This window comes from Streptomyces sp. NPDC002536, from assembly GCF_053594995.1.
In genome coordinates this window covers 23,262-34,860 of record NZ_JBSFWU010000084.1, presented here as the reverse complement: position 1 = coordinate 34,860, position 11,599 = coordinate 23,262, and the positions used below count along the sequence as shown (strand labels likewise).

Annotated in this window: 8 protein-coding genes; 4 read left to right on the top strand and 4 right to left on the bottom strand. The window is 71.4% G+C overall.

All coding sequences use genetic code 11. The features are described from left to right. Positions 1-23: 23 nt before the first annotated feature. Together ACWD4B_RS26170 and ACWD4B_RS26165 are read left to right on the top strand one after the other, a co-directional pair. On the top strand, positions 24-419 hold the full coding sequence (locus ACWD4B_RS26170; RefSeq protein ID WP_451423054.1) for a roadblock/LC7 domain-containing protein: 396 nt from the start codon (positions 24-26) through the stop codon (positions 417-419). A 111-nt stretch (positions 420-530) separates the two neighbouring features. Then, positions 531-1,442: a DUF6397 family protein gene (locus ACWD4B_RS26165; protein WP_451423052.1), complete on the top strand. Its 912-nt coding sequence runs from the start codon at positions 531-533 to the stop codon at positions 1,440-1,442. Here ACWD4B_RS26165 and ACWD4B_RS26160 read toward each other — a convergent pair. Then, the gene (locus ACWD4B_RS26160) at positions 1,420-3,933 is read right to left on the bottom strand and encodes a DEAD/DEAH box helicase (RefSeq protein WP_451423051.1); all 2,514 of its coding nucleotides are present in this window, start codon (positions 3,931-3,933) and stop codon (positions 1,420-1,422) included. The genes ACWD4B_RS26165 and ACWD4B_RS26160 overlap by 23 nt on opposite strands. 131 nt (positions 3,934-4,064) lie before the next feature. On the opposite strand from ACWD4B_RS26160, the gene ACWD4B_RS26155 reads away from it, so the two are divergent. Further along, positions 4,065-4,856, top strand: coding sequence for a metal-dependent hydrolase (locus ACWD4B_RS26155; protein WP_451423050.1), 792 nt, complete (start codon positions 4,065-4,067; stop codon positions 4,854-4,856). A 144-nt stretch (positions 4,857-5,000) separates the two neighbouring features. On the opposite strand, the gene ACWD4B_RS26150 is transcribed toward ACWD4B_RS26155, so the two are convergent. Together ACWD4B_RS26150 and ACWD4B_RS26145 are read right to left on the bottom strand one after the other, a co-directional pair. Beyond that, positions 5,001-6,782: an ABC transporter ATP-binding protein gene (locus ACWD4B_RS26150; RefSeq protein ID WP_451423049.1), complete on the bottom strand. Its 1,782-nt coding sequence runs from the start codon at positions 6,780-6,782 to the stop codon at positions 5,001-5,003. After that, on the bottom strand, positions 6,779-8,596 hold the full coding sequence (locus ACWD4B_RS26145; RefSeq protein WP_451423048.1) for an ABC transporter transmembrane domain-containing protein: 1,818 nt from the start codon (positions 8,594-8,596) through the stop codon (positions 6,779-6,781). Before ACWD4B_RS26145 ends, ACWD4B_RS26150 begins: the two co-directional genes overlap by 4 nt. 150 nt (positions 8,597-8,746) lie before the next feature. Here ACWD4B_RS26145 and ACWD4B_RS26140 point away from each other — a divergent pair, with 150 nt between their 5' ends. Next, a complete protein-coding gene (locus ACWD4B_RS26140) occupies positions 8,747-10,363 on the top strand; it encodes a peptide-N4-asparagine amidase (RefSeq protein WP_451423047.1) in 1,617 nt (538 codons plus the stop codon). Positions 10,364-10,394: 31 nt separating this feature from the next. On the opposite strand, the gene ACWD4B_RS26135 is transcribed toward ACWD4B_RS26140, so the two are convergent. After that, the gene (locus ACWD4B_RS26135; protein ID WP_451423046.1) at positions 10,395-11,546 is read right to left on the bottom strand and encodes a CaiB/BaiF CoA transferase family protein; all 1,152 of its coding nucleotides are present in this window, start codon (positions 11,544-11,546) and stop codon (positions 10,395-10,397) included. Between the last annotated feature and the right edge of the window lie 53 nt (positions 11,547-11,599).

Genomic DNA, 11,599 nt, shown 5'->3' with positions numbered 1-11,599 from the left:
CCGACGGCAAAGAACTCGAGGGACTGCTGGACGACTTGGCCCAGCGCGTCGAATCGATACGGTACGCGCTGGTGCTGTCCAACGACGGCCTGGTGACGGGGGCGAGCGCAGGCCTGGAGCGGGAGGACGCCGAGCACCTGGCCGCGGTCGCCTCGGGGCTGCAGAGCCTCGCCAGAGGAACCGGCAGGCAGTTCCGGGCGGGACGCGTACGTCAGACGGTGATCGAATTCGACGAGGGGGTCCTGTTCGTGACCGCCGCGGGCGAGGGCAGCTGTCTATGTGTCCTGGGCGGTGCCGAGACCGACATCGGCCGGGTCGCGTACGAGATGACGCTCCTCGTCCGTCGCATCGGCGAGCACCCGGGCGGCGCCGCGCGACAGCAGAACCCCCCGGGCCGACGGGCCCGCGAAGGCCGCTGACCTCGTACTCCGTGGCGGGACACCGGAGTTATCCACAGGCCTGGGCCGGTGTCGTCACCCTGCGCTACAGTCATCACTGTCGGTAGTCGATCGATGGCGGGGGAGAGTGTCATGACGGTACGTCAGGAGCAGGGGGTCCCGTTCGCGCGGGCGGCCCGGGAGCTGGGACTCACGCCCCGGGACTTCGAACTGGCCGTGCAGCTGGGGGAGGTGCGGACCCTCGTATGCGGTCCAGGCGGGCGGCGCCGGGTGCCGCAGGAGGAGATCGAGCGTCATCGGGCCGCCGGGGGATTCCCCGAGGCCCTGCGGTCCCGGCTGTGGGTGGTCGGCACCGCCGAGGGTGCCGAGCTGATGGGCATCAGCCCCTCCCGCTTCGGACGCCTCGCCCGCGGCGGCCACTTCGCGCCGGTGAGGTTCTATGTGAACCGGTACCGGGCCGTGGTCTGGCACTATCTCGCCTCGGACCTCGCGGAGTTCGCCGACCGCCGTCCCGAACTGCTCACCGGCCGCAGCCCCTTCCCGCTGCGCACGGCGCCGGAGGAGCGCACGGACCGGCGTCCGCGCAGCTGGCGGGCCCGCCGCGTCGAGCAGCTGACCGGCCGGGCCGAGGACGCCTGGCAGCGCGCGGCCGCCCTCGCGGCCGTGCTCGATCCGGTCCAGCTGGCCGATGCGGTGCCGGATCCGGACGAGCGCGCCCACTTGCGCCTGCTGCGTCCCGTCCTCGTCTCCGCCCGTCCGGTGGCCCCGGCCGCCCGTGAAGTGATCGATGCGCTGGTGGTGGCGGAGGATCCGGACGAGATCGAGTGGTACCGGCACTGCCTTGCGGCCGCTCTGCAGGAGGCCCGGGCGGACCGGTGCCCGCCCCGCAGGGTGGAGGGCCCGCCCCGGACCGTCCCGGACACCCCGGTACCGGACACTCCGCCGGTGCCGCCGGAGGCCGCCAGGCCGCACGGACTGCGCAGGCTGCTGTCGTGGCGGGGCGCCCGGCGGCCGGAAGCGGCTACAGCTGGCCGACGTCCATGATCCGCACCACGGCGCGGCCCTCCTCGTCGGAGGCGGCGAGGTCCACCTCGGCGGAGATGCCCCAGTCGTGGTCGCCGTTCGGGTCGGCGAAGGTCTGCCGGACCCGCCACAGCCCGTCCTCCGGACGCTCCTCGATGCTGAGCAGCTTGGGGCCGCGGGCGTCGGGGCCGGTCCCCAGCTCCTCGTACTCGTCCCAGTAGGCATCCATCGCCTCGCCCCAGCGGTCCTCGTCCCAGCCCGCGTCGGCGTCCATCTCACCGAGCTCGGCGACCTTGTCGAGAGCGGCCAGCTCGACCCGGCGGAACATCGCGTTGCGCACCAGCACCCGGAAGGCGCGGGCGTTGGCCGTGACCGGCTTGACCTGGTCGGCGCGGTCCTGCGCCTCCTCCGCCGACTCCTCCCCGGGGTTGGCCAGTTGCTCCCACTCGTCCAGCAGGCTCGAGTCGACCTGGCGGACCATCTCGCCCAGCCAGGCGATCAGATCCTCGAAGTCGTCGGACTTCAGGTCGTCCGGCACGGTGTGGTCCAGCGCCTTGTAGGCGCTCGCCAGGTACCGCAGCACGATGCCCTCGGTCCGCGCAAGATCGTAGAAGGAGGTGAACTCCGTGAACGTCATGGCCCGCTCGTACATGTCGCGGATGACGGACTTCGGGGACAGCGGGTGATCGCCGACCCAGGGGTGGCTCTTGCGGTAGACGTCGTAGGCGTGGGACAGCACCTCCTCCAGCGGCTTGGGGTAGCTGATGTCGGCGAGGCGCTCCATGCGCTCCTCGTACTCGATGCCTTCGGCCTTCATCGCCGCGACGGCCTCGCCACGCGCCTTGTTCTGCTGTGCCACCAGGATCTGCCGCGGGTCGTCCAGCGTCGACTCCACGACCGAGACCATGTCGAGGGCGTAGGAGGGCGACTCCGGGTCGAGGAGCTCGAAGGAGGCCAGGGCGAACGTCGACAGCGGCTGGTTGAGCGCGAAGTCCGACTGCAGGTCCACGGTCAGCCGCACGATGCGGCCCTCGGCGTCCGGCTCGTCGAGCCGCTCGACCACGCCGCCGTCCAGCAGCGAGCGGTAGATCGCGATCGCCCGGCGGATGTGCCGCAGCTGGTTCCTGCGGGGCTCGTGGTTGTCCTCCAGCATCCGGCGCATCGCCTCGAAGGCGTTGCCCGGACGCGCGATGACCGCCAGGAGCATCGCGTGGGTGACCCGGAAACGGGAGGTGAGCTGCTCCGGCTCGGAGGCGATGAGCTTCTCGAAGGTGTTCTCGGTCCAGTTGACGAAGCCTTCGGGGGCCTTCTTGCGGACCACCTTGCGGCGCTTCTTGGGGTCGTCGCCGGCCTTGGCGAGCGCCTTCTCGTTCTCGACGACGTGGTCGGGCGCCTGGGCCACGACGAAGCCGGCCGTGTCGAAGCCGGCCCGGCCGGCCCGCCCGGCGATCTGATGGAACTCCCGGGCGCGCAGCGTGCGCACCCGCTGGCCGTCGTACTTGGTCAGCGCGGTGAACAGCACCGTGCGGATCGGCACGTTGACACCGACGCCGAGGGTGTCCGTACCGCAGATGACCTTGAGCAGCCCCGCCTGCGCCAGCCGTTCCACCAGCCGCCGGTACTTCGGCAGCATCCCCGCGTGGTGCACGCCGATGCCGTGCCGCACGAAGCGCGAGAGGTTCCTGCCGAACTTGGTGGTGAAGCGGAAATTGCCGATGAGCTTGGCGATCTCGTCCTTCTCCTCGCGCGAGCACATGTTGATGCTCATGAGCGCCTGCGCCCGCTCGACGGCGGCGGCCTGGGTGAAGTGGACGATGTAGACGGGGGCCTGCTGCGTCTGCAGGAGCTCGGTCAGCGTCTCGGTGAGAGGCGTCGCGCGGTACTCGTACGACAGCGGGACGGGCCGGGTCGCGGAGCGGACGACCGAAGTGGGCCGGCCGGTGCGCCGGGTGAGGTCCTCCTCGAAGCGGGAGACGTCACCGAGGGTGGCGGACATCAGGACGAACTGCGCCTGCGGAAGCTCCAGGATCGGGATCTGCCACGCCCAGCCCCGGTCCGGCTCCGCATAGAAGTGGAACTCGTCCATCACGACCTGGCCGATGTCGGCGTCCTTGCCGTCCCGCAGGGCGATGGAGGCGAGGACCTCGGCCGTGCAGCAGATGACCGGCGCATCGGCGTTGACCGAAGCGTCACCGGTGAGCATCCCGACGTTCTCCGTGCCGAAGATCTTGCACAGGTCGAAGAACTTCTCCGACACCAGCGCCTTGATGGGCGCCGTGTAGAAGGTGACCTGGTCGTTGGCGAGCGCCGTGAAGTGCGCACCAGCGGCCACCAGGCTCTTGCCGGAGCCGGTCGGCGTGGAAAGGATCACGTTGGCCCCGGAGACCACCTCGATCAGCGCCTCCTCCTGAGCGGGGTAGAGCGTGATGCCCCGCTCCTCGGCCCAGGTCGAGAACGCTTCGAAAAGGGCGTCGGGGTCGGCATGGCTCGGCATCTGATCGATAAGGGTCACGTCTCCATACTGCCTGGTCCGGGGCCGGATCAGGGAACCGGGCGGCGGTGGACGACCTGCGGGCGGTTACGCTGAGTACCCGATCCGGCGTCAGAAAGAGGACTCCGGGTAGCAAAGGGGTGGAATCGAGCATGATGGGACCGGCGCACTCGTTGTCCGGAGCGGCCGCCTGGCTGGGGGCGGGTGCCGCCGCGGCGGCGGCAGGCCACGCGATGCCCTGGCCGGTGCTCGTCGTCGGGGCGCTGATCTGTGCCGGAGCGGCGCTCGCCCCGGACCTCGACCACAAGTCGGCGACCATATCGCGGGCGTTCGGTCCGATATCGCGGAACCTGTGCGAGATCATCGACCGCCTCTCCCACGCCGTCTACAAGGCGACCCGGATGAAGGGCGACCCCCGGCGCAACGGGGGCCACCGCACTCTCACCCACACTGCGCTGTGGGCCCTGCTGATCGGCGCCGGCGCCTCCGCGCTGGCCGTGACCGGCGGACGCTGGGCCGTGCTCGGCATCCTCTTCGTCCACGTGGTGCTTGCGGTCGAGGGCCTGCTGTGGCGGGTGGCCAGGATGTCCAGCGACGTCCTGGTCTGGCTCCTGGGCGCGGCGGGCGCCTGGATCCTCGCCGAGGTGCTCAACCGCCCGGGCAACGGATCCGACTGGCTGTTCTCCGGGCCCGGCGAGGAGTACATGTGGCTCGGCCTGCCCATCGTCCTCGGCGCCCTGGTGCACGACATCGGAGATGCGCTCACCGTCTCCGGCTGCCCGATCCTGTGGCCCCTGCCCATCGGCCGCAAGCGCTGGTACCCGGTCGGCTCGCCGAAGGCCATGCGCTTCCGCGCCGGCAGCTGGGTGGAGCTGAAGGTGCTCATGCCCTCCTTCATGCTGCTCGGCGCCCTCGGCGGGCTCGGGGCACTGGAGATCGTCTGACCGCCGGCTCCGCCGGCACCGCCGACAAAGCGGGCTCGGCAAGTGCGGTGCGTGATTGCGCCCCAAAGGGGCGCGGAGAACTGCGCGACCGGCCACGACGAGCCCGCAGTCGACGCACCGCACTTCTCGCTTCCCGCGGAGCGCTCAGCGGTGCCAGGACCGCCACAGCGCCGCGTACGGGCCGTCCGCCGCGACCAGTTCGTCGTGGCTGCCCATCTCGCTGATCCGCCCCTCCTCGGCCACCACGATCACGTCCGCGTCGTGGGCGGTGTGCAGCCGGTGCGCGATGGCCACGACCGTGCGGCCCTCCAGCACCTTCGCCAGCGAGCGCTCCAGATGCCGGGCCGCGCGCGGGTCGAGCAGCGAGGTCGCCTCGTCCAGCACCAGCGTGTGAGGATCGGCGAGCACCAGCCGGGCCAGCGCGATCTGCTGGGCCTGCGCCGGGGTCAGCGCCAGCCCGCCCGAACCGACCTCGGTGTCCAGCCCGGCCTCCAGCCCGCGTGCCCAGCCCTCGGCGTCCACCGCACCGAGGGCCGCCCACAGCTCGCCGTCCCCCGCGTCCGTACGGGCGAGCAGCAGGTTGTCGCGCAACGAGCCCACGAAGACGTGGTGCTCCTGGTTGACCAGCGCCACATGGCGGCGCACCCGCTCGGCCGGCATCCGCGCCAGCTCCGCGCCCCCGAGCGTCACCGCACCGGCCCGCGGCGCGTAGACCCCGGCCAGCAGCCTGCCCAGCGTCGACTTGCCCGCCCCCGACGGGCCGACGAGCGCCACCCGGGTGCCCGGACTGACGTCCAGGGACACCCCGTGGAGCACATCGCCGCCGGGCAGGTAACCGAAGCGCACCTCTTCCGCCCGCACCTCGCGCCCGGCCGGGTCCGCGCGCTCGTCCACGGCGCCGGACTCGATCTCGTGGACACCCACCAGCCGGGCCAGCGAGACCTGGGCGATCTGGAGCTCGTCGTACCAGCGCAGGATCAGCCCCACGGGCTCGGTGAGCATCTGCGCGAAGAGCGCACCGGTCGTCAGCTCACCCACCGAGATCCAGCCCTGCAGCACGAAGACGCCCCCGAGCACCAGGACCGCACCGAGCAGCAGGACGTGCGTCACATTGATCACGGGATAGAGGACCGACCGGAGCCACAGCGTGTAGCGCTCCCACTGCGTCCATTCGCGGATCCGGCGGTCGGAGAGGGACACCCGGCGCTCGCCCAGCCGGTGCGCCTCGACGGTCCGCCCGGCGTCCACGGTCTCCGTCAGCGACGCCGCGACGGCGGCGTACCCCGCCGCCTCGGAGCGGTAGGCACTCGGTGCCCGGCGGAAGTACCAGCGCCCGCCGACCACCACGACCGGGATCGCCACCAGCACGCTCAGCGCCAGGGGCGGAGCCGTGAGCGTCAGAGCACCCAGCAGCAGCCCTGCCCAGACGAAGCCGATGGCCAACTGCGGCACGGCCTCGCGCATGGCGTTCGCCAGCCGGTCGATGTCCGTGGTGATCCGCGACAACAGGTCGCCCGTCCCGGCCCGTTCCAGCACGCCGGGCGGCAGGGCCACCGACCGCACGAGAAAGTCCTCGCGCAGGTCGGCGAGCATCTGCTCGCCGAGCACCGCACCGCGCAGTCGCACTGCGCGGACGAAAACCGTCTGAACGGCCAGGGCGACCGCAAACAGCGAAACCGTACGGCCCAGATGAAGGTCCTGTGCACCGGACGACAAGTCCTCGACGAGCCCGCCCAACAGCCACGGCCCGACCATCGAGGCGATCACGGAGACCGCATTCGCGCCGACCAGCAGGGCGAAATCTCTGCGGTGCCTGCGCAGCAGACCCCTCACATAGCTCCGCACCGTCGACGGCCTGCCGACCGGCAGGGTCGTCGCCGACTCCGGAGCCGCCGGGTCGTAGGCCGGTGGTGCCACGCCGATCATGCCGACTCCTCGATCTGCTCGCCCGTCGCGGGTGTCCTCGACTCCACGAGCTCCCTGTCCGATTCCTCATCCGTCTGCCGGGTGACGACCGCGTGGTACACCGGGTCGCAGCGCAGCAGTTCACTGTGGGCACCCACCGCCGCCACCCGGCCGTCATGGACGAACACCACACGGTCCGCACGGTCGAGCAGCAGGGGGCTGGAGGTGAACACCACCGTCGTACGGCCGCGGCGCAGCCTGCGCACTCCCTCGGCGACCCGTGCCTCGGTGTGCGAGTCGACCGCCGACGTCGGCTCGTCCAGCACCAGCACCTCGGGGTCGGTCACCAACGACCGTGCCAGGGCCAGCCGCTGGCGCTGCCCGCCGGACAGCGAGCGGCCGCGTTCGGTGATCCGCGCATCCATCGGGTCGGCCGAGTCCGCGGCGGACGCGCGGGCCAGGGAGTCCAGCGCGTCTCCGCACTGGGCCGCCTCCAGAGCGGCTCCCGCCGGCACCGCGCCGGAGCAGGGCACGTCCAGCAGCTCCGTCAGCGTCCCGGACAGCAGGACGGGGTCCTTGTCCTGGACGAGCACTGCAGCGCGCGCCGCATCCAGCGGCACACCGTCCAGCGCCACACCGCCGAGCAGCACCGACGGCACCCCCGCCCCGGCTTCCGCGGCATGCCCGCCCAGCCGATCGGCGAGCAGGCCCGCGGCATCCGGATCGCCGCACACCACGGCCGTCATCTCCCCTGCAGGGGCGAGCAGTCCGGTCACCGGGTCGTACAAGTCGCCCGTCAGAACGGCCTCGTGCCCCTCGGCGTGCTCCGCAGGGGGCGCAGAGCGGTGCAGGGCCAGCACCCGGGCCGCGCGCTGCGCCGAGGGCCGGGAGAAGGAGTACGCCATGGCGATCTCCTCGAACTGCCGGAGGGGGAACAGCAGGAACGTGACCATGCCGTACACCGTCACCAGCTCGCCGACACCGATCCGGCCGTCCCGGGCCAGGCCGACCCCGTACCAGACCACGGCGATCAGCAACAGCCCCGGCAGGAACACCTGCACCGCAGCGATCAGCGCCCACATGCGGGCGCTGCGCACGGCCGCCCTGCGCACGTCCTGCGACGCACGACGGTAGCGGGAGAGGAACAGCTCCTCACCACCGATGCCGCGCAGCACCCGCAGGCCGGCCACGGTGTCCGACGCCAGCTCCGTGGCCCGTCCGGCCTTGTCGCGCTGTTCGTCGGCGCGCCGTGTCGCAGGCGGCAGCAGCGGCAGCACCGCCAGCGCCAGGACGGGCACACCCAGGGCGACCACGGCCCCCAGGGCGGGCTGGTAGACCACCAGGGCCACACACACCGCCACCGTGGTGAACGCCGCGGAGGCGAAGCGCGACAGGGCCTCCACGAACCAGCCGATCTTCTCGACGTCGCCCGTGGACACGGCCACGACCTCGCCCGCCGCGACGCGGCGGGTCAGCGCGGCGCCCAACTCCGCCGTCTTGCGGGCCAGAAGCTGCTGTATCCGCGCCGCAGCGGTGATCCAGTTGGTGACGGCCACCCGGTGCAGCATCGTGTCACCCAGGGTGGTGAGCGCGCCGAACAGCGCCATCAGGCCGCCCGCGAGCGCCAGTCGGGCGCCGGAGCGGTCCACGACGGCCTGCACGGCCAGGCCCACGGCCAGCGGGAAGAGGGCGACGGACGACATGTGCAGGATGCCCCACAGCAGGGCTTTCACCTGGCCACCCAGCTGGTTCCGGCCCAGCCAGAGCAGCAGGCGCGGGCCCGATCGGACGTCCGGTCGGCCGGGATCGGCATACGGAAGATCACGAATGTGCATGGCAACCCGGATTCGGCAGGGGAGTGGGAGGGAGCCGTGCAAGGCTCGCGTCACCGGGATGGCGAATTCAACTGGTTTTTCCGCACGCGCTGCGGATCAGGCCAACGGGGCACTGGTGCACGGCAGTACGAAGCGCTTCACTCCTGCCCCATGAAACGAATACTGTTCACTCTGTGCGCCGCTGCTGCCGGCCTGGTGCTGGGCGCGGGCCCGGCAGCGGCCGCAGAGCCGCCCGCCGAGTTCGGTACCCACTGGCACGACCCGGTCACCGCGGGCCCGCCCGTGTCCGTCCCGGACACCCCCTCCTGCCAAGTGACGGTCGCCGAAACCGAGTTCCGTGACTACACGCCCTACAAAGGCACCTACACGCCGCCCGCCAAGTGCGGTCACCGCTGGAACAAGGTCGTCCTGAGACTCGAAGGATCCGTGGCCGGGCGGCAGTACGACCGGCTCGGGTACCTGCACATCGGCGGTGTGGAGGTCCTGCGCACCTCGACTCCCGAACCCTCGCCCCAGGGCATCACCTGGAAGGCGGAGAAGGACGTCACACGATACGCCGCCACGCTGCGCGAGCAGCAGCCCGTCGAGATGCTCATCGGCAACACCGTGGACGGGACCTACACCGGCGTCATCAAGGTCAAGGCGACCCTGACCTTCTTCACGGCACAGGGCCGGGCGAAGGAGGCGGACACCCCCGACAAGGTCCTCACGCTGCAGGACGCCCGCACCGACGGTGCGGTGTACGAGGGACGGCTCACCACGCCGCGCAACAGCGAGCGCATCGTGGCCGAGGTGTACGCCACCGGATCGGGTGGCGGCTGCGAGGAGTTCTGGTACCTGGCGGTGCCGGACACCGCGCCGTACTCGTGCAAGACCAAGGACGGACCGTACCGAGAGGTGCAGGTCACGGTCGACGGCAAGCTCGCGGGAATCGCGGCACCGTTCCCGACCGTGTGGACGGGCGGATGGTCCAACCCCTTCCTGTGGTACGTGATTCCGGGCCCGCGCGCCTTCGACGTGCGCCCTGTGGAGTACGACCTCACCCCGTTCGCCGGACAGCTGAACGACGGGCGTCCCCACCGGATCGCCGTGTCGGTCACCGGTGTGCCCGCCGGGCAGAGCGGCTGGAGCACCCCCACCAACATCCTGGTCTGGCAGGACGCGAAGGCGGCGCACGTGACCGGCGCACTGCTCGCGAGCCGGGCAGGTGACCCCGTCAACACGACGTCCTACGAGCCGGGCGACGAACGCCGGTTGACAGCAGAGGGCGGGCACTCGCTCACGGTCGCGGGATACCTCGACACCTCGCACGGACGGGTCACCACGACTGTCACCCGCAGGCTCGCCGCAAGCTCCGCACACCGCTGGAACGCGGACGAATCGACGGACGCGCTGCAAGCACGCTGGAACGACGACGAGACGGTGACCGTCCACGGCCACGGTCCTGCGACCGTCACCAGCAACCGGCGCACCTACACCATGGACGGCGCGACGACCGTGGACAGCGGCAACCGGCTGCGCACGACGATGACCATGGGCGACCGCGCGGACACCACCGCCCTGCGGGGCGGACGGCGCACTGACTGGTCACGCTTGGACGACACCTACACGGGCGACGCCGCGTACAACCAGAACGTGCCCCGTGAACAGCGGCATGCCACAGGCGTCTCGCGCGAGCGCTACCGCCTCCTCGGACCGGACTCCTGCTACGACCGGACCCTGGCCACGGCCCAGGGAGAGCTGACGGAGGACAGCAGCGGCTGCTGAGCCGTGCTCCCGGGCGGAGTTCGCCGCGGCCTCACGGCTCCGGCGTCCCGGCGAACTCCGCCCGGATCGCGGCCGTGTGCTCGCCGAGCGCCGGCACCGGCCCCATCATCGCTTCCCGCCCGGCGACTTGGACGGGCGGCAGCAGGCCGCGCAGCGGACCGGCCGGCGAACCGAAGTCGCGCCACCGGTCGCGCGCCGCCAGCTGCGGATGGTCGGCCAGTTCGGCGACCGTCCGCAGCCGGGCGTTGGCGATTCCCGCCCGGTCGAGCAGGGCGACGACACCGTCCGCCGTGTGCGCGGCAAAACATTCCTCCACGAGGGCCGTCAGCTCCCCGTCGTGAGCGTGGCGCAACGGGTTGTCGGCGAAGCGCGGATCGCGGACCAACGCAGGTCGGCGCAGCACCTGTTCGCACAGGGTGACCCACTCCCGGTCGCTCTGCACGCTGAGGAAGACCTGTGATCCGCCCCCGCACCGGTAGTGACCGTAGGGGGAGATGGAGGGATGGCGGGCGGCACTGCGCGTGATGGGCGTGCCGCCGTACTCCTGGGTGAAATACGGATGGCCCATCCACTCCGCGAGCGCGTCGAGGAGGGAGACGGCGAGTGCTGATCCCCGTCCGGTGCGCTCGCGTTCGTAGAGGGCCGTCAGGATGCCCGTGCAGGCGTACATCGCCCCTGCGATGTCGGCCACGGAAATGCCGGGCCGGGCGGGCGAGTCCGCGGTGCCGGTGATCGAGACCAGCCCCGCTTCGCACTGGACCAGCAGGTCGTAGGCCTTCTTGTCGCGGTACGGGCCGTCCGGGCCGTAGCCAGAGACGTCGCAGGTGATCAGCCGCGGGTGCCGTGCGCGCAGCCGCTCACTGTCGAGCCCGAGCCGGTCGGCCGCGCCCGGGGCCAGGTTCTGTATGAACACGTCGGCACGGGCGAGGAGGCGGTCGAGCAGCGCGCGGTCGGTCGGCTCCTTGAGGTCCAGGACGACGCTCTCCTTGCCGCGGTTGACCCACACGAAGTAGGCGGAGAGGCCCTTCACGCTGGAGTCGTACTCACGGGCGAAGTCGCCGCGCCCCGGACGCTCGATCTTGATGACGCGTGCGCCGAGGTCGGCGAGCTGGCGGGTCGCGAAGGGCGCTGCCACGGCCTGTTCGAGAGCGACGACCGTGATGCCGTGCAGGGGCGGTTCCAACGGGGCTCCTCCCGGTCAGCCATCAGTCTGCACGATCATATGACCGGCCCTGT

Excerpts from the sequence above, each read along its gene's own strand:
- ACWD4B_RS26165 (WP_451423052.1), top strand. The coding sequence starts at position 531 with ATGACGGTACGTCAGGAGCAGGGGGTCCCGTTCGCGCGGGCGGCCCGG.
- ACWD4B_RS26155 (WP_451423050.1), top strand. The coding sequence starts at position 4,065 with ATGATGGGACCGGCGCACTCGTTGTCCGGAGCGGCCGCCTGGCTGGGG.
- ACWD4B_RS26150 (WP_451423049.1), bottom strand. The coding sequence starts at position 6,782 with ATGATCGGCGTGGCACCACCGGCCTACGACCCGGCGGCTCCGGAGTCG.
- ACWD4B_RS26145 (WP_451423048.1), bottom strand. The coding sequence starts at position 8,596 with ATGCACATTCGTGATCTTCCGTATGCCGATCCCGGCCGACCGGACGTC.
- ACWD4B_RS26140 (WP_451423047.1), top strand. The coding sequence starts at position 8,747 with ATGAAACGAATACTGTTCACTCTGTGCGCCGCTGCTGCCGGCCTGGTG.